Source organism: Olleya sp. KJ81-1 (genome assembly GCF_055808135.1).
This window is the reverse complement of sequence record NZ_CM147854.1, coordinates 2,250,064-2,274,947: the sequence shown is the minus strand read 5'-3', so window position 1 is coordinate 2,274,947 and position 24,884 is coordinate 2,250,064. Positions and strand designations below refer to the sequence as shown.

The 24,884-nt window shown below is 31.8% G+C and carries 27 protein-coding genes and 1 pseudogene; 20 read left to right on the top strand and 8 right to left on the bottom strand.

Annotated elements, in window-relative coordinates:
* Nucleotides 1-65 precede the first annotated feature (65 nt).
* From mutY to gldD, 4 genes are all read left to right on the top strand, one after another.
* Entirely contained in the window at nt 66-1,106 is a 1,041-nt protein-coding gene (gene mutY, locus AC0L3M_RS10845; RefSeq protein ID WP_473430748.1) for an A/G-specific adenine glycosylase, read from the top strand.
* 91 nt (nt 1,107-1,197) lie between these two features.
* Entirely contained in the window at nt 1,198-1,647 is a 450-nt protein-coding gene (locus AC0L3M_RS10840) for a single-stranded DNA-binding protein (protein WP_473430747.1), read from the top strand.
* Nucleotides 1,648-1,656: 9 nt separating this feature from the next.
* Nucleotides 1,657-2,961 (top strand): gliding motility-associated protein GldE, encoded by a 1,305-nt coding sequence (locus AC0L3M_RS10835; RefSeq protein ID WP_145004254.1) that lies wholly within the window; start codon nt 1,657-1,659, stop codon nt 2,959-2,961.
* A 48-nt stretch (nt 2,962-3,009) separates the two neighbouring features.
* The gene (gene gldD, locus AC0L3M_RS10830) at nt 3,010-3,588 is read left to right on the top strand and encodes a gliding motility lipoprotein GldD (protein WP_292948093.1); all 579 of its coding nucleotides are present in this window, start codon (nt 3,010-3,012) and stop codon (nt 3,586-3,588) included.
* Between the two features lie 98 nt (nt 3,589-3,686).
* On the opposite strand, the gene AC0L3M_RS10825 is transcribed toward gldD, so the two are convergent.
* Nucleotides 3,687-4,259 carry a cation transporter gene (locus AC0L3M_RS10825; protein ID WP_473430746.1) on the bottom strand — a complete coding sequence of 191 codons (573 nt, stop codon included), beginning with the start codon at nt 4,257-4,259 and terminating at the stop codon, nt 3,687-3,689.
* A 97-nt stretch (nt 4,260-4,356) separates the two neighbouring features.
* On the opposite strand from AC0L3M_RS10825, the gene AC0L3M_RS10820 reads away from it, so the two are divergent.
* A complete protein-coding gene (locus tag AC0L3M_RS10820) occupies nt 4,357-5,292 on the top strand; it encodes a DMT family transporter (RefSeq protein ID WP_473430745.1) in 936 nt (311 codons plus the stop codon).
* On the opposite strand, the gene AC0L3M_RS10815 is transcribed toward AC0L3M_RS10820, so the two are convergent.
* Nucleotides 5,285-7,357: a M16 family metallopeptidase gene (locus AC0L3M_RS10815; protein ID WP_473430744.1), complete on the bottom strand. Its 2,073-nt coding sequence runs from the start codon at nt 7,355-7,357 to the stop codon at nt 5,285-5,287. The genes AC0L3M_RS10820 and AC0L3M_RS10815 overlap by 8 nt on opposite strands.
* A gap of 19 nt (nt 7,358-7,376) precedes the next feature.
* Nucleotides 7,377-8,696: a M16 family metallopeptidase gene (locus AC0L3M_RS10810; RefSeq protein ID WP_292948089.1), complete on the bottom strand. Its 1,320-nt coding sequence runs from the start codon at nt 8,694-8,696 to the stop codon at nt 7,377-7,379.
* Between the two features lie 271 nt (nt 8,697-8,967).
* On the opposite strand from AC0L3M_RS10810, the gene AC0L3M_RS10805 reads away from it, so the two are divergent.
* The 3 genes from AC0L3M_RS10805 (at nt 8,968) to rpmA (ending at nt 10,403) form a co-directional block, all read left to right on the top strand.
* Nucleotides 8,968-9,342: a DUF4199 family protein gene (locus AC0L3M_RS10805; RefSeq protein WP_473430743.1), complete on the top strand. Its 375-nt coding sequence runs from the start codon at nt 8,968-8,970 to the stop codon at nt 9,340-9,342.
* A 97-nt stretch (nt 9,343-9,439) separates the two neighbouring features.
* A complete protein-coding gene (gene rplU / locus AC0L3M_RS10800) occupies nt 9,440-10,099 on the top strand; it encodes a 50S ribosomal protein L21 (RefSeq protein ID WP_145004235.1) in 660 nt (219 codons plus the stop codon).
* 43 nt (nt 10,100-10,142) lie between these two features.
* Nucleotides 10,143-10,403 (top strand): 50S ribosomal protein L27, encoded by a 261-nt coding sequence (rpmA, locus tag AC0L3M_RS10795; protein ID WP_028283192.1) that lies wholly within the window; start codon nt 10,143-10,145, stop codon nt 10,401-10,403.
* A gap of 36 nt (nt 10,404-10,439) precedes the next feature.
* On the opposite strand, the gene AC0L3M_RS10790 is transcribed toward rpmA, so the two are convergent.
* Nucleotides 10,440-10,922 carry a DUF1569 domain-containing protein gene (locus tag AC0L3M_RS10790; protein ID WP_473430742.1) on the bottom strand — a complete coding sequence of 161 codons (483 nt, stop codon included), beginning with the start codon at nt 10,920-10,922 and terminating at the stop codon, nt 10,440-10,442.
* A 298-nt stretch (nt 10,923-11,220) separates the two neighbouring features.
* Nucleotides 11,221-12,537, bottom strand: a complete 1,317-nt coding sequence (gene ahcY / locus AC0L3M_RS10785) for an adenosylhomocysteinase (protein ID WP_145004230.1) — start codon at nt 12,535-12,537, stop codon at nt 11,221-11,223.
* Nucleotides 12,538-12,669: 132 nt separating this feature from the next.
* Here ahcY and AC0L3M_RS10780 point away from each other — a divergent pair, with 132 nt between their 5' ends.
* The 8 genes and pseudogenes from AC0L3M_RS10780 to AC0L3M_RS10745 all read left to right on the top strand — a co-directional run bounded on the left by AC0L3M_RS10780 (nt 12,670) and on the right by AC0L3M_RS10745 (nt 19,955).
* Complete coding sequence (locus AC0L3M_RS10780) at nt 12,670-13,296, top strand: 4'-phosphopantetheinyl transferase family protein (RefSeq protein WP_473430741.1); 627 nt, start codon at nt 12,670-12,672, stop codon at nt 13,294-13,296.
* Complete coding sequence (locus AC0L3M_RS10775) at nt 13,296-14,018, top strand: phosphoglycerol geranylgeranyltransferase (RefSeq protein WP_473430740.1); 723 nt, start codon at nt 13,296-13,298, stop codon at nt 14,016-14,018. The genes AC0L3M_RS10780 and AC0L3M_RS10775 overlap by 1 nt, the downstream gene beginning before the upstream one ends.
* 3 nt (nt 14,019-14,021) lie before the next feature.
* Nucleotides 14,022-14,282 carry a hypothetical protein gene (locus AC0L3M_RS10770; protein ID WP_473430739.1) on the top strand — a complete coding sequence of 87 codons (261 nt, stop codon included), beginning with the start codon at nt 14,022-14,024 and terminating at the stop codon, nt 14,280-14,282.
* A pseudogene (gene pnuC, locus AC0L3M_RS10765) lies at nt 14,266-14,897 on the top strand (nicotinamide riboside transporter PnuC). Before AC0L3M_RS10770 ends, pnuC begins: the two are co-directional and overlap by 17 nt.
* Entirely contained in the window at nt 14,858-15,436 is a 579-nt protein-coding gene (locus AC0L3M_RS10760) for an AAA family ATPase (RefSeq protein ID WP_473430738.1), read from the top strand. Before pnuC ends, AC0L3M_RS10760 begins: the two are co-directional and overlap by 40 nt.
* 66 nt (nt 15,437-15,502) lie before the next feature.
* On the top strand, nt 15,503-16,978 hold the full coding sequence (locus tag AC0L3M_RS10755; RefSeq protein ID WP_473430737.1) for a DUF4301 family protein: 1,476 nt from the start codon (nt 15,503-15,505) through the stop codon (nt 16,976-16,978).
* 1 nt (nt 16,979) lies between these two features.
* Nucleotides 16,980-17,387, top strand: a complete 408-nt coding sequence (gene arfB / locus AC0L3M_RS10750; protein WP_473430736.1) for an alternative ribosome rescue aminoacyl-tRNA hydrolase ArfB — start codon at nt 16,980-16,982, stop codon at nt 17,385-17,387.
* A 342-nt stretch (nt 17,388-17,729) separates the two neighbouring features.
* On the top strand, nt 17,730-19,955 hold the full coding sequence (locus AC0L3M_RS10745; protein ID WP_473430735.1) for a TonB-dependent receptor: 2,226 nt from the start codon (nt 17,730-17,732) through the stop codon (nt 19,953-19,955).
* Nucleotides 19,956-20,009: 54 nt separating this feature from the next.
* On the opposite strand, the gene AC0L3M_RS10740 is transcribed toward AC0L3M_RS10745, so the two are convergent.
* Entirely contained in the window at nt 20,010-20,420 is a 411-nt protein-coding gene (locus tag AC0L3M_RS10740; RefSeq protein ID WP_473430734.1) for a hypothetical protein, read from the bottom strand.
* Between the two features lie 189 nt (nt 20,421-20,609).
* Between AC0L3M_RS10740 and greA the strand changes: the two genes are divergently transcribed.
* Together greA and AC0L3M_RS10730 are read left to right on the top strand one after the other, a co-directional pair.
* Complete coding sequence (gene greA / locus AC0L3M_RS10735; RefSeq protein WP_145004207.1) at nt 20,610-21,083, top strand: transcription elongation factor GreA; 474 nt, start codon at nt 20,610-20,612, stop codon at nt 21,081-21,083.
* 135 nt (nt 21,084-21,218) lie between these two features.
* Nucleotides 21,219-21,608, top strand: a complete 390-nt coding sequence (locus AC0L3M_RS10730; RefSeq protein ID WP_292948079.1) for an HIT family protein — start codon at nt 21,219-21,221, stop codon at nt 21,606-21,608.
* Here AC0L3M_RS10730 and AC0L3M_RS10725 read toward each other — a convergent pair.
* Together AC0L3M_RS10725 and AC0L3M_RS10720 are read right to left on the bottom strand one after the other, a co-directional pair.
* A complete protein-coding gene (locus AC0L3M_RS10725; RefSeq protein ID WP_145004201.1) occupies nt 21,603-21,950 on the bottom strand; it encodes a hypothetical protein in 348 nt (115 codons plus the stop codon). The two genes, AC0L3M_RS10730 and AC0L3M_RS10725, sit on opposite strands and share 6 nt — an antisense overlap.
* The gene (locus AC0L3M_RS10720) at nt 21,951-23,135 is read right to left on the bottom strand and encodes a sensor histidine kinase (RefSeq protein ID WP_292948078.1); all 1,185 of its coding nucleotides are present in this window, start codon (nt 23,133-23,135) and stop codon (nt 21,951-21,953) included.
* A 121-nt stretch (nt 23,136-23,256) separates the two neighbouring features.
* Here AC0L3M_RS10720 and AC0L3M_RS10715 point away from each other — a divergent pair, with 121 nt between their 5' ends.
* Together AC0L3M_RS10715 and AC0L3M_RS10710 are read left to right on the top strand one after the other, a co-directional pair.
* A complete protein-coding gene (locus tag AC0L3M_RS10715; protein ID WP_473430733.1) occupies nt 23,257-24,111 on the top strand; it encodes a flavin reductase family protein in 855 nt (284 codons plus the stop codon).
* 45 nt (nt 24,112-24,156) lie between these two features.
* Nucleotides 24,157-24,534 (top strand): DUF3127 domain-containing protein, encoded by a 378-nt coding sequence (locus AC0L3M_RS10710; RefSeq protein ID WP_145004194.1) that lies wholly within the window; start codon nt 24,157-24,159, stop codon nt 24,532-24,534.
* Nucleotides 24,535-24,884 lie beyond the last annotated feature (350 nt).

Genomic DNA, 24,884 nt, shown 5'->3' with positions numbered 1-24,884 from the left:
AACCTAATTCATTAAAATTTAATGCGATAAACTTTACTTTTGCTTTTCTTACTTTTTTCTAATAAATGAACTTTGCAAAACAATTAATTAATTGGTACACAGATAATAAACGAGATTTGCCTTGGCGTAACACTACAAACCCTTATTATATTTGGCTTTCCGAAATTATTTTACAACAAACACAAGTCGTTCAAGGCTTGCCATATTACACCGCTTTTACTACCAATTTTCCTACTGTTTTTGACTTAGCTAAGGCTGAGGAACAAGAGGTGTTAAAGTTATGGCAAGGATTAGGTTATTACTCTAGAGCACGAAATTTGCACGCTTCAGCTAAATACATAGTAGATGAGCTTGATGGACATTTTCCGGACACTTTTGATGACATTATTAAACTAAAAGGAGTAGGTGATTATACAGCAAGTGCAATTGCTTCTATTAGTTTTAATGAAGTTACTGCAGTTGTTGACGGTAATGTTTATAGAGCGTTGTCTAGGATTTATGGTATTTACACTCCTATTAATACAGGTAAAGGTTTTAAAGAGTTTAAGATGTTAGCACAACAATTAATTGATGTTAAGCAACCCGCTACTTTTAATCAAGCCATAATGGAGTTTGGTGCAAGATTGTGTAAGCCTAAAAATCCAGATTGTAATAATTGTCCTTTTAACAACACATGTGTTGCTTTAGAAAAAGCTGTAATTACTGATTTACCTGTAAATATTAAAAGTGCTAAGGTTACCAAGAAGTATTTTAACTTTATTGTAATGCTTTCTAAGGATGGTAAAACGGTTTTACAACAGCGACTAGGTAGTGGGATTTGGCAGAATTTATATCAATTTCCTTTAATAGAAACTGATAAAGAGGCGTCTTTTGATAATATTGAGGAGCAAATTAAATTGATTGCACCATTAAAAGAACAATTTTTAGAATTGTCTTTATATAACGAAAAAGCAATAGTACATAAATTATCCCATCAGCATTTATACACTAAATTTTGGATTGTATCGTTAGATAGTAACCTTCCAGAAGGTATTGCTTTTGATAAAATAAAAGATTTTCCAGTACCAATATTGATAGGTAATTTTATCGAAAAATTTAATTTTTAAATCATTACTGTTAACGCCTCAATATTTTTTATTAAATTTATTTACATTGAAGCTTAAAGCTGTAATTTTGTATTAGAAAAAAACACTACTTATGTCAGGAACATTAAATAAAGTTATGCTAATTGGGCATTTAGGAGATGAAGTTAAAATGCACTACTTTGAAGGAGGTGGTTGTGTTGGACGTTTTCCTTTAGCAACCAACGAGACTTATGTTAGCAAGCAAACTAACGAGCGTGTTACTAATACGGATTGGCATAATATAGTAGTGCGCAATAAAGCTGCTGAAATTTGTGAAAAATATCTAACAAAAGGTGATAAGGTTTATGTTGAAGGACGCATAAAAACTAGAAAATGGCAAGACGAATCTGGGAATGATCGTTATAGTACAGAGATACAAGTGTCTGACTTTACATTTTTAAGTACAAAGCGTGACCCTGAGGCAGCTCCAGCAACACCAGCAGAACAACAGCAACAAGCACCAAAAACTGATATTCCAAAACAAACGTCTTCAGCCTCTAGCGAAGACGATCTACCGTTTTAATAAGTGATTATGGATCCTGAACCCTCGAGTTTTTTAGCATTAGTAATTTCTGATAATATCAATATTGTACTTGGTTTTGTACTTTTAGTTGTATTGTTAATCTGTTCTGCTATGATTTCAGGAGCAGAAGTGGCATTGTTTTCATTAACAAAATCTGATCTTGAAGACGAAGCATTACAAGGTAAAAAACAAATACAGATAATTTCTAAACTACTAGTTAGACCTAAAAAACTATTAGCAACCATTTTAGTAGCCAATAATTTTATAAATATTGGTATTGTAATATTGTTTGCCTTTTTAGGTAACTATTTGTTTGCAGGTATAAACTCTGCTTTAGTTAAATTTATAGTGGAAGTGGTAGTCATTACTTTTTTAATATTACTTTTTGGTGAAATTTTACCTAAGATTTATGCTAGTCGAAATAATTTAAAATTTGCGACGTTTATGGCGTATCCATTAGGTGTTTTAGATGTATTATTTTCGCCTTTAAGTTTGCCAATGCGCAGTATTACGCTGACAATTCATAATAGATTAGGAAAACAAAAATCTAATATCAGTGTAGATCAATTGTCACAAGCATTAGAGCTAACAAGTGAGCATGACACCACTAAAGAAGAACAAAAAATATTACAAGGGATTGTAAGTTTTGGGAATACAGATACCAAACAGGTTATGCAACCACGTATTGATGTCTTTGCTTTAAATGTAGAGCAACCTTATAGCGAGATTATTCCAGAAATAATAGAAAACGGTTATTCCAGAATACCAGTATATAAAGATAGTATGGATAATATCGTTGGCGTATTGTATGTTAAAGATTTATTGCCATATATTGATAAACAAACATTTGATTGGACAACTTTATTAAGAGCACCATTTTTTGTTCCAGAAAATAAAAAATTGGACGATTTAATGGCAGAATTCCAAGAGAAAAAAGTACATCTTGCTGTAGTTGTTGATGAGTATGGAGGAACATCTGGATTAGTGTCATTAGAAGATATTATTGAAGAGATTGTAGGTGATATTAGTGACGAGTTTGATGACGAAGACTTAGTGTTTTCAAAGCTTGATGATAAAAATTATGCTTTTGAAGGTAAAACAGCGTTAAAAGATTTTTATAAAATTATTAAGTTAGAAAACGATACAATTTTTGAAGACAATAAAGGTGAAGCTGAGACTATTGCTGGTTTTATTTTAGAAAATTCTGGAGGTTTTCCTAAACGAAACAGCAAAATACAGTTTGAAAACTATGTTTTTACAATTGAAGCATTGGATAAAAAACGTATAAAACGTGTCAAGGTTACCTTGCCCTAAATAATAAAATATAAAGGCTAATTATTATTGCCTAAGTAATATTACAACATGAGACATTTAATAATCTTCCTTTTAACCTTTGTAACACTAACAAGTTGTGGAAACGACCCAATACCAAAGCCAAAAGGGTATTTAAGGTTAGAGTATCCTCAGGCAGATTATAAAATGTATAATCAAGACTTGCCTTTTGCTTTTGATCGAAACATGCAAAGTGATACCATAATATATAAGCCTTTACAAGATGATGTAAAAAGTTTTGGACTTAATATTGAGTATAAAAAATTAAAAGGAACCATATATCTAACTTATAAAGCAATAGATGGTAAAGAGCGCTTAGTTAAGTATCTTAAAAATGCTCAAAATTTTACTCAAGAACATACCAAAAAAGCAGATGCTATTGAAGAGGTTGTTTGGGAAAACCCTGTGAATAAAGTGTATGGAATGTTTTATGAAGTTGGTGGTAATGCAGCATCACAATCTCAGTTTTATATAACGGATAGTATAAATCATTTTTTAACTGGGTCATTATATTTTTATGCTAAGCCTAATTATGACTCGATATTACCTGCTGCTAATTATCTTCAAAAAGATATTAAGCGTATAATGGAAAGTGTCCAATGGAAGTAATTTTGATTATTTAAACACATCCTTAAATCACAAAAAAAATAAGAATAAAAAAAGCCTTGAATTTTCAAGGCTTTCATATTTAAATAAGGTAATAATTGTTAAGCTTTTTTAGCGTCTGTACAACATGCTTTTTTGCAATCTTTAGCACAAGCTAATTTTTCGGCTTCAGTTTTGTTAGCACATTTTTTCTTGCATTCTGCAGTTTTTGCAGCACAATCTTTACAGTCTTTTTTAGTGCAATCTTCTTTACACTTCAATGTGCATTCTTTTTTTGCGGTAGAAAAAGCATCTACTGTATGCATGTCTTTTACTTTATAGGTGTCAGCAACACTTGTAACAGTAGTTTCTAATGATGCAGGAGTTACTAATGCTTCATCATATTCTACCATTGCTAATTCGCGATCAAAATCTACAATTGCAGATTTTACACCTTCCATTTTAGCCATTTTTTTCTCAATAGTTTTTGCACAACCCATTGCGCAAGTCATACCTTCGATTTTAAATTCAGCTTTAGCTAACTTAGCATTGGGATTAATTTCTGCTTTTTTTGTTACTTCTGTAGTTTCTGTAGCAGAAGGTGATGTCATAACTTCTGGCTCAGCTTCGTTTTTACAACTAAATGTTAATACTGTTATTGCAACTAGTACTAGTATATGTTTAAATGATTTCATTTTAATAAAATTTTATTATTGTTTAATAGTTACAAAATTACTAAATAATATGCTTTATTGCTTTTTATATTGGATTTTTGTACCGTAAATTTTAGCTATGCAAAATAATAATACTAAAAAATGGGTGTATTTACTTGTTTTGTCTCTTATTTGGGGAACGTCTTTTATTTTAATAAAGAAGGCTTTGTTAGGTTTAAATGCTTATCAATTAGGTGCTTTGCGTACTTTAATAACAGGGTTGTTTTTGTTTATGGCAGGTTATAAAAAGATACGTTTAATTAAAAAAACGGATTGGAAATGGATTGCGATTTCGGGCTTTTTAGGGTCTTTTATTCCTGCGTTTTTCTTTGCAATTGCCGAAACCCAAATAGATAGTGCAGTTGTGTCTGTTTTAAATAGTTTGGTGCCTTTAAATACTGTTTTAATTGGTGCTGCTGTGTTTAAAATTGCTAGCTCTACTAAGCAGGTGTTTGGTGTAATAATAGGGTTTGTAGGTACGTCTATTTTGATCTTAGAAGGTGCAGATTTAAACCCAAATCAAAATTATTGGTATGCAGGATTTGTAATAGCGTCTACGGTTATGTACGCCATAAATGTTAACATTATCAAGCGCTATTTACAAGAGGTAAAACCTTTGGCAATAGCTGTAGGTAATTATGTTGTTATTTTTATACCTGCTTTAGTTGTTTTAATTTTTGCAGACTTTTTTAATGTGGCAAACTTTAGTAATTCAGATTTTACAAATGCAATTGGTTACGTTGTTATTTTGTCCTTTTTTGGGACTGCTTTGGCTAAAGTATTGTTTAACACTTTGGTGCAAATGTCTACTCCTGTATTTGCGTCTTCTGTGACTTATATTATGCCAATTGTTGCTTTAGTTTGGGGCTTGATGGATGGAGAAAGTTTTAGTGTGACACAAATTATTGGGACTTTAATTATTTTAATTGGTGTGTATTTAGCTAATAGAAAAGCAAAAAAATCCGAAACGTTTAAGCTTCGGATTTTTAGTCTAACTGTAATGTATATTAGTTAAAATCTGCATCAGTAACTTCTTCGTTTACTTTTACATTTTTAATATTCATAGACATTGTTTGTGGTCCAGCTATGATAGTCTGTGCGTAAGGAAATTTTACTCCGTTTACTTCAGAGTAGTTATCATACTTTACTGTTGTAGTAACTTCTTGTCCTTGCGCTTTAGTTGTGCTTTCTTCTTGAACTAACAAGTTTGATTCAACATCATAATAACGGTAAGACGCATCGTCACCTTTCATTACTTTTACTTTGTAGCTATCTGTGCCATCAATATTAACAATACTTACTAATGTTACATTAGCCATATCATATGCTGTTTCTGGAAACATTCCAGCTTCAGCTTTTTTGTCTGATACTTCAGTGTCTGATAAAGGCATTTTTTGACCTTGTTGCTCTCTGTAACCAGCTGTACCGTTCCATTTAGACTTCATCATTACCATACCTTGCATAGCAACTTCCATAGACTCTTTATTGTCTTTAGTTTTCTTTATTTCTACTGTCAATGGTGGAGCTCCTTGGATAACAAAATCACCATCCATTTTTACAGAGTTTACCATGTTAATATTGTTGGTTCCTCCAATAGCTGTAATATAGTTGTCTATTACCGTTTTAGCAGTTACGCCATCAGGAATTGGTTTAGAAAATTCTGGTTTCTCAACTGGATTTGCAAACTTGTCAAAGTACTTAATTGGTACTCCTGTTTTTTCTAATCCAGGGATTACATCACTACCTTTTCCAACTATAATTATACGTGCATTTTCTGGCTTAAAGTATTTGTTAGCCACACGTTGTACATCCTCTATAGTCACTGCATTTATTTTAGATAAATACGTTTTATAAAAGTCAGATGGTAATTTATTAAGTTTAATGCTTAATGCGTATCTAGCAATTGTCTGAGGGCTTTCTAAAGCTAAAACAAAATCTCCAACATACTTCGCTTTTGCATTGGCTAATGCTTCAGCAGTAACAGGTTCTGATTTTATTCTTTTAATTTCTTTTAAAGTCTCTACAACTGCACTATCAGTAACAGTGTTTCTTACTTCAGCTCCAGCTGTAAATCTTGACGCGCCAAAACGAGATGCACCAATACTAGAACGTGCTCCATAAGTCCAACCGTTTGCTTCACGTAAATTCATGTTTAAGTAGCTGTTAAAACCACCACCTAAAATTTTATTAGCGATTAATACTGCATGGTAATCAGGATCATTCATTTCTAACGTTACGTTATTAGTTAATGATATGTTTGATTGTACAGCGTTTGGCATGTCTACAAAATTGATTTGCGTGCTTGCTAAGTTTGGATTAGGAGTAACTAGATTTGTTGTAAAATCGATTCCCTTATCCCATTTTTTGAAGTATTTTTTAACTTGCTTTTCAACTGTCTTAAAATCTACATCACCAATAATTACTAAGTATGCATTGTTTGGGTTGAAATATTTTTGGTAAAATGCTCTAACATTATCAATTGTAATATTATTTACAGTTTCTTCAGTAATATATTCTCCGTAAGGGTGGTTATTTCCATAAGATAATGCGCTTCCTACACGACCTGCTACAGCATCTACACTTTTCTCGTTGTTTTTTAAACCTTCTAGAATAAGTGCTTTTTCTTTATCAAATTCTTCTTGAGAAAATAATGGATTCATAGCTGCATCTGCCATTAATTCCATAATACGTTCAGAATATTTAGATAAACCACTAGCATATGCTCCATCAGAACTAAACCCAAGGCTTGCTCCTAAAAAGTCAATCTCTTCATTAAAAACATCTTTCGGGATGTTAGTTGTACCGTTTCCTAACATGGCACCTAACATTGCAGATACACCTGCTTTATCACCTTCTGTAATTGGTTGGTTATCTATAGTTAAAGCGTATGATACTCTTGGAAGCTTATGGTTTTCAACAATTAAAACTTTAAGTCCATTTTTTAGTTCAAACTCTCCAGGGACTTCTAAAGTAATGGTTGGAGCAGGACCTGGTTCTGGTTGTTTAGATCTGTCTATTTGGGCTGTTGCCGAAATTGATATAAACAATACCGCTAATAAGGCTGTTATTTTTGTTTTCATATCTATTGAAATTTCTTTTTTATTTTTCGTCTTTACTTGGTAAATATTCTAAAACAACACGTTGGTTAGGATTTAAATATTTTTTAGCAACATTTTGAATCTCTTCTCTAGTAATAGATCTGTAGATTTTAATTTCGTTGTTAATTAAACTAATATCCTTATAAAGCATATAGTAGCGAGCTAATGAGTTTGCTACACCAGAAATGCTTGAATTTGAACTTACAAAATTGTTTTCAAATTGGTTTTGAAGTTTTTGGTAATCTCTTTCAGACATTAATTCAGTTTGTACCTTAACTAATTCTTCATCAATTTCGGCTAATAAACCATCTAAAGTATTTTCACCTAAAGGTAAACCGTAGATAATGTATGTCCCGTAATCTTCTTGACTTTGGTTAAAAGCACCAACTTGTACAGCCATTTTTTTGTCATCAACAATTTTTTTATACAATTTAGATGTTTTACCAGAACTTAAATAACTAGATAACATATCTAACACATAAGCATCTCTATCTGTCATTGCTGGTGTTCTGTAAGCAGCAATAATTGCAGGGATTTGTATGTTATCGTCGTAAGCTGTTGCTTTAATAGTCTCAGTAATTGGGTCCTCTTTAGGGAAATTTCTAACTATATCTTCTCCTCTTGGTATTGGTCCAAAATAGTCTTTAATCATCTTTTTTGTAGAGGCAATATCTATATCACCAGCAACAACTAATACAGCGTTATTTGGTACGTAGAATTTTTTATTAAACGCTTGAAACTCTTCTAAAGAAGCAGCATCTAAATGCTCCATTTTTCCAATAGTTGTTCCTTTATAAGGGTGTTTTTTGAAGATGTTAAGTTTAACATTTTCGATAAATTTACCATAAGGAGAATTGTCTACACGTAAACGTTTTTCTTCTTTTACAACTTCATTTTGAGTGTCCACACCAATCTGGTTAATAATTGGGTGCATTAAACGCTCAGATTCCATCCATAATCCTAATTCTAGGCTATTAGAAGGGAAAACTTCGTAATAATACGTTCTGTCGTCAGTTGTGTTTGCGTTATTACTTCCTCCTTGAGAAGTTACAATTTTAAACCATTCACCACGATCGATGTTTTCAGTACCTTCAAATAAAAGGTGTTCAAAAAAGTGAGCCATACCTGTACGATCTGGCTGTTCGTCTTTTGCACCAACATGGTACATTACAGAGGTAGTTACTACAGGAGCAGAGTTGTCTTGATGTAAGATAACGTGTAAACCATTGTCTAAATCATACTCTTCGTAGTTAACTTCTTGTGCTGTAGCAGAAAAACCAGCTAAAAGCAAAGCAGCTAATGAGAATAAACTTTTTTTCATGTGTTTGATTATTTAATTTATCAGTTTAAGTATTAGTATACTGTTGTATGTTTTTGTTACAACAGTTTTAACAAAAATAACAATACAACCATGTATTACTGCTTAATTTATTGAAAATTAACATCAAATTATAAAAATTTGATTCAATTTTCACGAAATTTAAAGGGATTATTAACCAAAAACCATAAATTAATATGAAAAATATTTCCCTTCCTATAAGATTTGGGTTAGTTATAAGCGCATGTTTAATTGCCTTTTTTTAATCCTGTCTTTGTTTAATTTACATACTAATCCTTTTTTTAGTTTATTTAATGGTGTAATAACAGGTTTTGGTATTTATGAAACTATAAAGTATTATAAATTACAACAAGCTGATAAGTTTAGTTACACAGGCGGTTTTACCGTAGGTATCATTGCAGGTTTTATAGCAGCGATTTTATTTACAGTATTTTTTACCTTTTATGCTACAGAAGTTGATACTGAATTTTTGAAGAAATTATTAACCGTTTTTAAAAGCGACTATAATGTACAGATTGGCTTGGTTGCTTTTGTTGTTGCGATTATGGGATTTGCAACAACAGTAGTTATTACACTTACTTGTATGCAACTATTTAAAAATAGCAGAAATATGCCTCAAAAACAATAAAAGGTTTGTAGATTAATTAATTAGAAGTATATTTGCATCCGTTTTCTAAGGAAAATGAGATTATTTTATATAAACTAATTAATAAAAACGTTACGCTATGTACGCAATTGTAGAGATAGCAGGGCATCAATTTAAAGTTGAAAAAGACCAAAAAGTTTTTGTTAACCGTTTAGCAACAGAAGAAGGAGAAGCAGTGTCTTTTGACAATGTCCTTTTAATTGCAGATGGTTCTAACATAACTGTAGGCGCCCCAGCTATAGGCGGAGCACAAGTAAGTGCAAAAGTCTTAAAGCACCTTCAAGGTGATAAAGTTATTGTTTTCAAGAAGAAAAGAAGAAAAGGTTACCGTAAGAAAAACGGACACAGACAAGCCTTAACTGAAATCGTAATTGAAAGTATAGTAGCTTCAGGAGCTAAGCCAGCAGCGAAAGCTGAAAAAGCTGCTCCAAAAAAAGAAACTAAAAAAGTAGAAGCTAAAGCTGCACCTAAAAAGGCTGCTAAAGCATCAGGAAAAGCTGACGACTTGAAAAAAGTTGAAGGTATTGGACCAAAAATTGCTGAAACATTAGTTGAAGCAGGAATCGCTACTTTTGCTGAATTAGCTAAAACTGATGCAGCTAAAATTTCTGAAATTATCGCAGGTGTACGTGGTAATCACGTAACTGACACATGGCCAGCACAAGCTCAATTAGCTGCTGATGGTAAGTGGGATGAGTTAAAGAAATGGCAAGACGAATTAGATGGTGGTAAAGCGTAATTGCTAAATCACTTTAAGTATAACAATTTAAACACTTAAGATCATGGCTCACAAAAAAGGGGTTGGTAGTTCGAAGAATGGTAGAGAATCAGAATCAAAACGTTTAGGCGTTAAGATTTTTGGTGGACAAGCTGCTATTGCTGGAAACATTATCATAAGACAACGTGGTAATACACATCACCCAGGTGAAAATGTATACCAAGGAAAAGATCACACTTTACACGCTAAAGTTGATGGTTTAGTAAAATTTACAAAGAAAAGAGACAACAAGTCTTACGTTTCTATTGAGCCTTTCCAAGCTTAATAATTTTATTTCCTAAAAAATTAAAACCCTTTCTATTTATTTAGAAAGGGTTTTTTGTTGTTTTAGTATGTCGTTTATAATTTTTAAATGATGGTTGGTGTGCATTAGTAAAAATCTGGGTACACGTTTGGTATTTATGTGTCCAAATAAAGGATGTTTAAAATAGGCGTTTTTGTCTAAGTTTGTTAGTGTAGCAATATTAGATTTTGCTAATGTAATTTGTTGTAGTAAATCTGCTTTAGTAATAGTTTCTGGTGGTAGTACATGTTTTGGCGCTTTTGCTTTTCCTCTGGGGAAAAAGCCTAATATAAAAAAGACTTTTCCTAAAAGTGTAAAGTTATTTTTAAATTGTTTTGGGTCTGATGTATTGGTAGCAATACTTACGTTGTTTATTACTTTAAGACTGTGGTCTATATGCCAAGCTATATTGCTTTTAGATACTTTAGGGTTTGATTGGTCGTGATTTATTATGTGATGTTCTAAATTATTTATGGCTGTAGTAAGTTTTTGTATGGACATGGTCTAGTTTTTGTCTTGTGAAGATACTTAAAACGAACATGACTTTACAAAAGTTAAACCATTTTACTAGAAGAACTATGTTTTTGCGGATTAGTTTGCAATAAGGATTGTAGTGGCATCCTTTTTTGAGGCACGAGAAAAAGATATAACGGAAAGCGTGGTTGTTTTTGGTTTTTTTCCAAAAACAAATTGCCATAAAACAAAAAAAATCCCAAACATTGCTGCTTGGGATTTAATATGTAATTATAAAGTTTGTGATTGTTAGACCACTAAAAAGTGACTTACAATGACGCTTTGATTAGTATCTGTAATGTTCTGGCTTGTATGGTCCTTCAACTTTAACACCAATATAATCAGCTTGGTAATCTGCTAATTCTGTTAGCTCTACACCAATTTTTTCTAAATGTAATTTAGCTACTTTTTCGTCTAAATGTTTTGGTAACATATATACGTCGTTTTCGTAATTATCGCTATTTTTCCAAAGTTCGATTTGTGCTAAAGTTTGGTTTGTAAATGAGTTAGACATTACAAAACTAGGGTGTCCTGTTGCGCAACCTAAGTTAACTAAACGTCCTTCGGCAAGTAAGATAATGTCTTTACCATCAATGTTGTATTTGTCAACCTGAGGTTTGATTGTGTCTTTAGTATGACCATGGTTTTTGTTTAACCATCCTACTTGGATTTCGTTATCAAAGTGACCAATGTTTGCTACGATTACTTTGTCTTTCATTGCTTCAAAATGCTCTGCACGTACAATGTCTTTGTTACCTGTAGTTGTAATGATTATATCAGAATTACCAACAACTGTTTCTAGTTTTTTAACTTCAAAACCGTCCATTGCTGCTTGTAATGCACAAATTGGGTCAATTTCTGTTACTGTTACAATACTTCCAGCACCTTTAAAAGAGGCAGCTGTACCTTTACCAACGTCTCCATAACCACAAACAGTTACACGTTTACCTGCTAACATAATGTCTGTTGCACGACGTATTGCGTCTACTGCAGACTCTTTACAACCGTATTTGTTGTCAAATTTAGATTTAGTTACAGAGTCGTTTACGTTAATTGCTGGCATTGTTAATGTACCGTTTTTAACACGCTCGTATAATCTATGTACTCCTGTTGTAGTTTCTTCAGATAATCCTTTAATTCCTGCAGATAATTCTGGGTATTTGTCTAAAACCATGTTAGTTAAATCTCCACCATCATCTAAAATCATGTTTAATGGCTTACGGTCTTCTCCAAAAAATAAGGTTTGCTCGATACACCAATCAAATTCTTCTTCAGTCATGTCTTTCCAAGCGTACACAGCAGTACCTGCATCTGCGATTGCAGCAGCAGCTTGGTCTTGTGTAGAGAAAATGTTACAAGAGCTCCAAGTAACTTCTGCTCCTAAAGCTTGTAAAGTTTCAATTAAAACAGCAGTTTGGATAGTCATGTGTAAACATCCAGCAATACGTGCTCCTTTTAAAGGTTGTTCGTTTTTGTATTCTTCACGTAAACTCATTAAACCTGGCATTTCTGCTTCGGCTAAATTAATTTCTTTTCTTCCCCAAGCCGCAAGCGACATGTCTTTTACCTTATTAGGCACGTAAGCAACGTTTTTTGTACTCATATTATTTCTCTCTTTATTTTATAAATGAAACACCTTTGGGAATTAGCACTTAAAATGGTTAAATTCGCTTAACTAAAATGCATAATTAGCCTTAGGCTTTGCAAAGATAACTAATAGAATTTAGAATATTAAATGCCTCTATATAAAACCCTTACTCCAAATTCACAAACTACTGTTAAAATCTGGAAGATTGAAGAGTCTTATGACCAATTAATCAATGGATTAGATTTAAAACCAGAGAGTTTAAATCGTGTCTTAGGTATGAAAAGTGAGCTGCATCAACGTGGTTTTTTAAGTGTTAGACACTTGCTTAATGCTTTTGGTTATAACGATCATGATTTATTTTATGACGCGAATGGTAAACCACATTTAAAGGATGGAAAGTATATATCTATAACCCATAGTTTTACGTTTTCTGGCGTTATTATTAGCGATACCGAAGTTGGTATAGATATAGAAAGACAGCGCCAAAAAATAGCAGTTATTGCTAAAAAGTTTGTGGCGTATGAGTTTGAATATTTGGATAAAGAAGCTTCTGATTATATTAATAAACTAACTGTTATTTGGGGAATTAAGGAATCTTTATACAAATTGTTTGCTACTCCAGGTATGTTGTTTAGGGAACATTTTTTGGTAATTCCGTTTTCTATAATTGATGAGCAAACGGTTTGTTGGATAGATTATAAGGGTTTAAAAAAACGTTATACTGCCAATTATTTAGAGTTTGAAGGTTTTACTTGTGCTTATGTTATAGAATAATGAGTGTTTACAACGACATACTTTCCGCGAAAGCGAAACAAGAAAAATTATTAGCTATACTAATTGATCCTGATAAATTTGATATTAAATCATTATCGCAATTTGCCAATAAAATTAATCACTCTGTAATAACACATGTTTTTGTTGGTGGTAGTACAGTTGAGTTGGAGGTGACGCAAAAATTAGTAGCTGCTTTAAAACCACTAACTAAATTACCTATTGTGCTATTTCCTGGTGATGTAACGCAAATATCAAAGGATGCCGACGCTATCTTGTTTTTGTCCTTAATTTCTGGTCGAAACCCTAAATATTTAATCGAAAAACAAATTGAAGCGGTTTCTATTTTAAAAAACACCGACTTGGAGGTTATTCCAACTGGTTATATTTTGATTGAAAATGGAAAAGAAACTGCGGTTCAAAAAGTAACAGAAACTAAACCGATCCCAACTGCTCTGCATACTTTAGTTGCTGATACAGCAAAAGCTGGTGAATTAATGGGTAAAAAAATTATTTACTTAGAAGCTGGAAGTGGAGCATTACATCCTGTGCCATTACAAATGATTACGTTTGTGAAGCAAGATTTAATTATCCCTTTAATAGTTGGAGGTGGTATTAGAAGCAAACAACAATTGGATAACGCTTATAGTGCAGGAGCAGATTTAGTAGTAATTGGTACTGCTTTTGAAGAAAACCATGACTTTTTTGAAGAATTAAAACTATAAACCATGAAAATATCGGTAGATTTAACTTTGTCACCATTAAGTAATAATTATGAGCAGCATGTTATTGATTTTATTAAAGCTTTACGTGACTCTGATTTTACGGTTTTAGAAAACCCATTAAGTACTCAGGTTTTTGGCGAATTTGACCAGTTGATGCCTTTTTTAAACGAAAAGATTAAAGCTTCGTTTGAAAATCAAGACATATGTGTACTAACTATGAAAGTTGTAAAAACAGACAGAAGCGATTATGAGCCACATTTTTGATTTCCTTTTTGGACAATATTTTGAATACGAAACAACAGATGTGGTTTTAGAGATTATTGCTGTAATTTTTGGTTTTTTATCTGTATTGTTTTCTAAACAAAATAAAATTTGGGTGTTTCCTACAGGTATGATAAGTACCTTAATTTTTGTGTATTTATTATTAAAATGGGGTTTGTTAGGCGATATGATGATTAACGCTTATTATTTTGTAATGAGTGTTTATGGTTGGTATATATGGACAAGAAAAGTGGACGATCAACACGTTACACCTATATCTGTTACCACAAAAAAGGAAAAAAATTAAGTGTAATTATTTTTCTAGCAACTATGTTATTTGTGTTTGCAGTTTATAAAACATTTGATAAGTGGACTAGTTGGGTAGCATATGTTGATACCATTACTACTGCAATATTTTTTGTTGGTATGTGGTTGATGGCTAGACGTAAAATTGAAAACTGGATTTACTGGATTATTGGAGACATTATCTCTGTTCCTTTATATTTTTATAAAGGATTTACGTTTACTTCTTTTCAGTATTTAGGATTTACAGTAATTGCAATATTTGGTTATTTACAATGGAAAAAACACTTGAACAGCAACCTGCAAACTGTGTAAAAATAGTTTTGTTTGGACCAGAATCTACTGGAAAAACGACGTTATCTCAACAATTAGCTAGGCATTATCATTCCGTTTGGGTACCCGAATACGCTAGAGATTATTTACAAAATAAATGGAATAACGAGCGTAAAACCTGCGAAACTCACGATTTACTTCCAATAGCTATTGGTCAAATGAGTATGGAAAACCATTTGGCAAAAAAAACAGATTCTGTACTGATTTGTGATACTGATTTATTAGAGACTAAAGTATACTCTGAAACCTATTACTCTGGGACTTGCGATCCAATTTTAGAAAAATATGCTGTAAAAAACACTTATGATTTATACTTTTTAACGTATATTGATACACCTTGGGAAGCAGATGATTTAAGGGACAAGCCTGAAGAAAGAGAAGCAATGTTTGAAACGTTTAAATCTACATTAATAAAATATAATAGACCTTATGTATTATTAAAAGGAGATAAGAAAACAAGATTACAATTAGCCATAAAACATATAGATTTATTATTAGCAAAACATAATGATGCAGTTTAATAGTTCAGATAAAATTTTCATAGAAAAAAAGGATTAACACTTAAAAAGGTAGAGCAACAATTACAGTTGCTTAAAACAGGATTACCCTTTATTAATTTAGAAAGAGCAGCAACTATTGAAGACGGAATACTTAAGTTTTCTGAGCAAGAGAAATCGGGTTTAATAAAGGTTTATGATGCTCAAAAAGAAGCACTCAAAATTGTCAAATTTGTTCCTGCTTCTGGAGCAGCGACCAGGATGTTTAAATTTTTATTTGATTTTATCAAGGATTTTAAGCCTAAAAAGCAAAGTATAAATGCTTATGTAAATAAATTTAAGGCTTCAGAATTATCTTTATTTTTTATTGGGTTAGAAAAACTACCTTTTTATAATTTAGTAATAACCTATTTAAAGTCACAAAACAAAAACTATAATAAATTATCAAACGATGAAAAATTGGTTGCGTTTATCAAAGCTATTTTAAACGATGATCAATTAGCGTTTAGTGCTTTTCCAAAAGGATTATTACCGTTTCATAAATATAAAGACCATTTAGCCAGCGCTTTTGAGGAGCATTTATTTGAGGCTGCATTGTACGCGACCTCAAAAGGTAAAGCTTCTCTTCATTTTACTATTTCAGAAAAACATAAAGAAAAGTTTGATGCTGAGTTTACTAGAATTCAGCAAATAGTTGAAAGTAAAACCAATACTAAATTTGATATTTCTTTTTCTTATCAAAAAGAATCTACAGATACAATAGCAGTTTCAGCAAAAAATGAAATTGTTAGAGAGGACAATCACGAGCTATATTTTAGACCATCTGGTCATGGTGCTTTACTTGAAAACTTAAACGACTTTGATGCCGACATTATTTTTATTAAAAACATTGATAATGTTGTAGTTTATAAATATGAAGAAGAAGTCGCTAAGTCTAAAAAAATGCTAGCAGGTTTATTGATTAATATAAAAAAGCAAGCGTTTAAGTATGCTAAAGATTTAGATACAAAACAATTGTCGCATGATGATATAGTTGAAATCGCAGAGTTTTTGATTTGTAAAATGAATGTTGTAATTTCTCCTGAATTTGAAAAATATTCTACAGCCTATCAAATAGATTATTTAAAAAATAAACTAGACAGACCAATCCGTATTTGTGGTATGGTTGAAAACGAAGGAGAGCCAGGAGGAGGTCCATTTTGGGTTAAAGATGAAGGCGCAAATCTGTCTTTGCAAATAGTGGAATCTGCTCAAATTAACAAAAAGGATAAAGAGCAAAAAAACATCTTAAAAAAAGCGACGCATTTTAACCCTGTAGACATCGTTTGTAGTATAAAAAATTATAAAGGCGAAACGTATGATCTTCAAAAATTTGTTGACCACCAAACAGCTTTTATTACTATGAAAACAAAAGTGGGTAAAGATATTAAAGCGTTAGAGTTGCCAGGACTTTGGAACGGAAGTATGTCTAATTGGAACACTATTTTTGTTGAAGTACCTTTAGTTACCTTCAATCCAGTAAAAACGGTTAATGACTTATTAAAACCAACACATCAAGTCTCATAACGTGTTAGACAAACAAGCTTTAGAAAAAGAATTTAACCTTAAAGCTATCAGAAGTTCTGGTAGTGGTGGTCAGCATGTCAATAAAGTTGCTACTAAAGTAGAGTTAAGTTTTTCTATAAATGATTCCGTAGTACTTACAAGCGACCAAAAAGAGCGTATTATATCAAAATTAGCAACTAGGCTAACTAAAGATCAGGTATTATTATTGCAATGTGGAGACACTAGAAGTCAATTAAAAAATAAAGGGATTATTATAAAACGTGCAATTGCTATTTTACAACAAGCTTTACAAGTAAATCCAGAGCGTAAACCAACCAAAATCCCAAGAGCAGTAATTCGTAAACGCTTAAAAAACAAAAAACACAATTCAGATATTAAAGCTAGTCGGAAAAAACCAAAAATAGAGTAGCTTATTATATGTGTCTTAATTGTATTTTAACAATATTAATTATTGCGTAGATTATTCTTTCAAAAAAAATCAAGAATCATATTTCATAAATCAAAATTCTAATCTACCTTTGCAGCGTTCTCAAAAAAGGGGTGCCTATATCGGCTGAGATCATACCCATTGAACCTAGAACAGGTAATGCTGTTTAGGAAATTTGAAACACATTTTTTGTGTTGCTATGTAATATATAGAGAGTCTATGTATTGCAAAATTTAATTAATAACAATTAAGAATAATTACCTCTTTTTATTCGATTAGTAATTTAATCGTAATGAAAAATTTATTTCTTTTTTAACACTATTAGTGTTATCGGTCAGTGTTAACGCACAAGACAAAAAAACAGTTGAGTCGGACTCAACAAAAATCACAAAACTTGATGAAGTCTTACTATCTGCTACTAGAGCAAAGGATAAAACGCCAGTAGCTTTTTCAAACATCACAAAAGAAGAGTTAGAATCTATAAATCTTGGTCAGGATTTGCCAGTATTATTAGATCAATTACCATCCGTAGTAACAACAAGTGATGCAGGAGCAGGTGTTGGTTATACAGGGATTAGAGTTAGAGGTAGTGATGCGACACGTGTCAATGTTACTATCAACGGAATACCTTACAATGACCAAGAAAGTCAAGGGACATTCTGGGTTAATATGCCTGATTTTGTAAGTTCTGTTGAGGATATTCAATTACAGCGTGGTGTTGGAACATCTACCAATGGATCTGGTGCTTTTGGAGCTAGCTTAAACTTAAAAACACTTAATCCATCTACTGAAGGTTACGCTACAACAACAAATGCTGTTGGTAGTTTTGGAACTAGAAAGCATAATATTAGTATTGGTTCTGGAATTAAAAATAATTTTTATGCTGAAGCTAGATTATCTAATATACAAAGTGATGGATATATTGATAGAGCTAGAGCAGACTTAAATAGTTATTATACAGAAGCTGGTTTTGTTAACGAAAAAACATCCATAAAAGCTATTGTATTTGGAGGAAAAGAAGAGACTTACCAGTCTTGGTATGGAACACCAGAAGCAGTTGTTAATAACGATTTAGAAGGAATTCAGGCTTTTATTGATAGAAATTATCCAAGTGATGCAGAAGCTGAAAATTTATTAAATTCAGGAAGAACATATAACTACTACACATATGATAATGAAATTGATAGCTATCAACAAACACATTATCAATTACATGCTTCTCACCAATTTAACTCTAATTTTTCTGCTAATATTTCTGGTAATTTTACAACAGGTAAAGGTTATTATGAACAATATAAAGATGGTGAGGAATTAGGTGACTATTTCCCAAATAATGCAAATGCTTCAGACGAAGGAGATGTTATTAGAAGACGTTGGTTAGATAATAATTTTACAGCAATTGTATATTCACTTAATTATAAAAAGGATAAGTTAAATTTATATTTAGGTGGTGGATATAATTCTTATAAAGGGGATCACTTTGGTGAAGTTATTTGGGATTCTTTTGAAACACCAATACCTGTAAGAAGCAATTATTATTTTAGTTATGGAGATAAGCAAGATTTTAATACGTACTTAAAAGCCGAGTATAATATCAATTCAAATTTATTTGCATTACTAGATTTACAATATAGAACGGTTGATTATGAGTCTGTTGGGACAAGCTCAGACTTACTAGATATTAATGTAAAAGAAACGTATAATTTTTTCAATCCAAAAATGGGATTAACCTACAGGATTAACAATAATAGTAATGTATATGGATCTTACGCTGTAGGTAACAGAGAGCCAAATCGTGACGATTTAACAAAAAATCCAATCAAGCCAGTATCGGAACAGTTACATGATTTTGAGTTTGGTTATAAATTACAAAATTCTAAGTTTTACCTAAACGCTAATTTATACTATATGGATTATAAAGATCAATTAGTGTTAACAGGAGATTTAGATGATGTTGGTGATCCAATCAGACAAAATGTAGCAGATAGTTACAGAGCTGGTATCGAGATACAAACAGGATATAAATTATCGGATCAATTTAGGATTGATGCTAATGCAACTTTTAGTCAAAATAAAATTAAAGCGTTTGATTATGTCGTTTATGACACGCAGTATGATCCTAGCACATTTGATACAGTATCTTATGATGCTGTTGTGACAACTTATAATGATACAGATATCTCATTTTCGCCAAACGTAATATTTGGTAGCACATTAACCTACTCGCCAATTAAAAATGCTAACATCGCTTTATTATCTAAGTATGTTGGGCAACAATATTTAGACAACACGTCAAGTGATAGTAAAAGTATGGATGGCTATTTTGTAAACAACTTAAATGTGTCTTATCGTATCAAACCAACTTGGATTAAAGAAATCGCTTTTAATGTATTGGTTAACAATGTGTTTAATAATAAATATGTATCTAATGGTTATACGTATAGCTATTTTTATAGACCAGAAAACTCTAATGATGCACCAATCACAGAAAATTTTTACTACCCACAAGCAACCACTAACTTTTTAGCAGGTGTAACCTTAAAATTTTAACCAATAATTTTTACAACAACCCTTTAAAAGCATCTCTAATTTAGAGGTGCTTTTTTAGTTATTGTAAACTCTAATAACATCTCCATTAACCTCTACAAAGTAAGGTTTTAAACTATATTGTCCATTAGTGCCATCAAAAGGAACACCTCCACCAGCAACGCTATAACTATTACCATCATCGCAATTACAAGTTGCAATACCACTTTCAACAGTTAGTAAAGAGCAGTCTGAAGGGACGTGATTAGGATCTGTAATTTCAAAAGCATAATAAGTGTTACCTGTGTAATAAATGACAATGCCATTATACCCAAAACCATTGATAACAATACTACCACCAGGAAACTGCAAGTCATTATATTGTGGTAAAGTTGTGTTTATGGAATTAAAAGTGTCAAAATTAATATTTGGTATAAAATTATTGCTGTTATCAGCATCATCGTTTTTTTGACATGACGTTATTAGCACAAAGCATAATATTATTGTAGTTAAAGACCTTAACATATAAATTTAATAATTTTTTAGGATTGCAATTTACAACAATTACAATGTTGAGTTAAATATTTTGTATATTTGTAAGACAAAATCTCGTGTCGACGAGATTTTTGTGTTTAACGCTAAATTGTTTTAGCGTCTTTTTATTTAAACGAAAAAAATATGAGTAAAGTATCTTATTATACAGCAGAAGGGTTAAAAAAATTGCGTGACGAGCTTAAGCAGCTTAAGGATGTGGAGCGCGTTAAGGCCTCTAGAGCAATAGCAGAAGCAAGAGATAAAGGTGATTTAAGTGAAAATGCCGAGTATGATGCAGCCAAGGAAGCGCAAGGTATGCTAGAAATGCGTATCGCGAAGCTAGAAGATCAAATGGCTGGAGCACGTGTTATTGACGAGTCACAAATGGACACCTCTAAAATATTAGTCCTATCTAAAGTAAAAATCAAAAACCAAACCAATGGTATGGAAATGAATTATACTTTAGTAGCAGATGGCGAAGCAGATTTAGCCTCAGGTAAAATATCTGTAAACAGCCCAATAGGTAAAGGTTTATTAGGTAAATCAGTTGGTGACGTTGCCGAAATACAAGTACCAAGTGGTATTATTAAATTTGATATTGTCGAAATTAGTAGGTAATTATTCATTTAAATAATAACGCTAAAGCGGAAATATATAAAAATGTAAATTTTTTGAAGATTCCTGTTTATTCTGAAACAAATTTCAGGTTAGCAGGAATCTTTTTTTATCTTTAGTTTCTAAACCGAAACCTATATGTCATCCATTTTTACAAAAATAGTAAACGGAGAAATTCCGTGTTATAAAGTAGCCGAGACTGAAGATTTTTTAGCCTTCTTAGATGTTAATCCTAATGCTAAAGGACATACCTTATGTATTCCTAAAAAAGAAGTAAATAAACTTTTTGATTTAGATGAAGCAACATACACTGCTTTAATGCTATTTTCCAGAAAAGTAGCAATAGCTTTAGAAAAAGCTGTGCCTTGTAAACGTGTTGGTGTAAGTGTAATTGGTTTAGAAGTACCACATGTACATGTACATTTAATACCATTAAATACAATGGAAGACGCAAGGTTTATTAATAAAGTGTCTTTACAAAAGGAAGATTTTGAAGCTTTAGCAAAAGCAATCGCTGCTAATTTATAATTGGTAAACTAAAACGCTTAGTATTGCAGCTATTAAAAGGGTAGCTGCACCAATCAAAATCCAAAACAGACTTTTGTACTTTTTAGATGATTTTTTAGGCTGGAAAGCTTTCATCTGGTAGTCATAAACGCGCTCAATGTCATCCGTCCAACGAGCTGGATAGATTTTAGTATTACAAACAATGCAATTCATTTCCGTACTTACCTCTTGTGTAATGCTTTTATAAAAAGAAGTTTCAATAAAACGTTGTTTAAACGTTAATTGCAGTCCTTTAGTGCTAAAGCATTCAGGGCAATTATTATTTAAATCAACAGTATTTATTGTTAGTAATCTATCAGACATTTATATTGTTTTTAGGCTAATCTGCATAGTTGTTCCTTTTCCTTTTTCAGAGTGCAAAACTTTTATACGACCATTATGAAAGTCTTCTACAATTCGTTTTGCCAATGATAAGCCAAGTCCCCAACCACGTTTTTTAGTTGTATAACCAGGCTCAAAGATAGTACTAAATTCGTTTTTACTTATTCCTTTTCCTGTATCTGTTACAGTTATTTTTACACGTTGTTCTAACTGTGTGATACTGACATGCAAATCACCTTTTCCCTTCATGGCATCTATAGCATTTTTAACTAAATTTTCAATAGTCCAACCATATAATTGGGTATTTAAATTAACGTATATAGGGTGTTCTGGTAAAGTGATATCAAAATTTATTAGTCTTGAAGATCTTGTTTTTAAATAGTCATAAGCGTCTTTGGTTTCAGCAACAATATCAACCTTATTCAGTGTTGGAAGCGATCCTATTTTGCTAAATCGCTCTGTGATTGTTTGTAAGCGACTAATGTCTTTTTCTATTTCTTTTATGTATTCAGGATTAGTGTTTTCACCTTTTAAAATTTCGGTCCAACCAATTAATGATGATAAAGGCGTCCCGATTTGATGTGCGGTTTCTTTAGCCATTCCTGACCATAATTTATTTTGAGTTGCAATTTTAGAGCTACGATAAAAAAAGTAAACCACTGCTCCAAATAAGACAATAATTAATAATAGCGCTAATGGATAATATTTTAGTTTATTTAAAAGTGGCGAGTTTCCGTAGTATAGCATACCAAGGGACTCATCGCTATTAGTTTTGTTATTATAATAGGATAATGCAATAGGATGGTTTTCTTCTTCAAACTGTAATTGACTTTTTCTTAAAAAAGCATCAACATTTTTTATTCCTAAAGTATCTAAATTATTAAAGCTGCTTATTTCTCCTTTAGGAGATACTAAAATCATTGGAGTTGTAGAGGTGGAATCTGTTATAATAAATGTTGTGACATTGTTTACTTCGCCATCCAACCCGTTTCTAAAGCTATTTAAAAAATCACTTTGTGCATAGGACCATGTTTGCATTTTTCTGCGTTCTTCTGCTTTAAATTTTTGAAAAAACACATACGTATTCCATAGTATTAAAGAGATAATAGCAAATGAAGCAATAATAATTATCCAGCGTATAAGCTGACGATGTTTTGTAAAAAACATGATTGTTAGTTTTTGGTGTTAATATAATGCAATTCTGTTAATATTATTGTGGAGGTTGGTTACTAATTGCCTTTTAGTTGACCGTCAGATTGTGTATTTTTGTAGTAAATAATACTCCTTTATGTTATCATTTACACCACAAGAATTCTCTACAGCTAAATTACATGGCTATTTACTTAGTGCTGTTGCACCTAGACCAATAGCTTTTGCTAGTACAATAGATGCAGACGGAAAACCTAATTTATCGCCTTTTAGTTTTTTTAATGTGTTTAGTGCTAATCCACCAATATTAATTTTTTCGCCAGCAAGACGTGTTAGAGATAATACTATCAAGCATACATTGGTTAATGCAGAAGCGACTAAAGAGGTTGTAATTAATGTGGTCAACTACGATATTGTACAGCAAATGTCTTTAAGTAGTACAGAGTATCCTGAAGGTATAAACGAATTTGAAAAAGCAGGTCTGACTATGTTAAAATCAGATGTGGTAAAACCATTTAGGGTAGCAGAAAGTCCTGTGCAAATGGAATGTAAAGTTAACCAGATCGTGCATCTTGGTGAAAACGCAGGAGCAGGTAATTTAATTATTTGTGAAGTGGTTAAAATGCATGTGTCTGAAGATGTCTTGGATGCAAATGGTGCAATTGACCAAAATAAATTAGATTTAGTATCTAGAGCAGGAGGTAGTTATTATAGCAGAGCAAAATCTGGGTTTTTTGAAATTCCAAAACCGTTGTCAACCCTTGGTATAGGTGTTGATGCTTTACCAAAAGCAGTTAGAGAAAGTGCTGTTTTAACAGGAAATGATTTGGGGCTTTTGGGGAATGTTGAAAACTTACCTGAGGAAAATAGCATTCAGGCTTTTAAAAACCAACATAATTTAAGTTCTTTGTCGACTGAACAAAAACATAAAAAAGCAAAAGACTTTTTAAGTTTTAGTGATGTGGAAAGCGCTTGGAAAGTGTTGTTATCGTAAGTTTACGATATTTAATTAGACGAATATTTAATAATTATATAGAAAATGGAAGTACAAGGTAAAGTTAAGCTAGTAGGAGAAACTCAAAGTTTTGGTAGCAACGGATTTAGAAAAAGAGAATTAGTAGTAACTACAGAAGAGCAATATCCTCAACATATTTTAGTAGAGTTTGTTCAAGATAAATGTGATTTATTAAACAACTATCAAGTAGGGCAAGATGTTAAAGTAAACATCAATTTACGTGGTAGAGAGTGGGTTAATCCTCAAGGAGAAACTAAATATTTTAACTCTATTCAGGGTTGGAGAATTGAAGGCGTACAAGCTGGAGCAGCACCTCAAGGGATGCCAGAAGTACCACCAGCACAAGCTTTTGAACCAGCAAATAATGTAAAAGATGAAGATCACGACGATTTACCATTTTAAGTAATAGTCAGTCTTTAAACAATAACTTTATTAAAATTAGTTGTTGTACTAGATATAAAAAACCTCAAGACTTTTGTTTTGAGGTTTTTTTATAAAAAAAGTCTTGTAATTAAACAAGACTTTTTAAAATAGTGGATTTTATTAGCCTTTAGTTATAAACTTTAAAAACAGTGGAAAACTAATTATCAATATAAAGACTACATAAATATCTGAAAAATAAATTAATTAGAAGATAAAACGTTGGTAATTAATGTTATAAAATTAAATATTAGTGTTTTTTGTAAGTAAAGACAGTTTGTAATAAGGTTTTCTAATTCAATTTCTTACTTTAATATTTTAAACTAATTGAT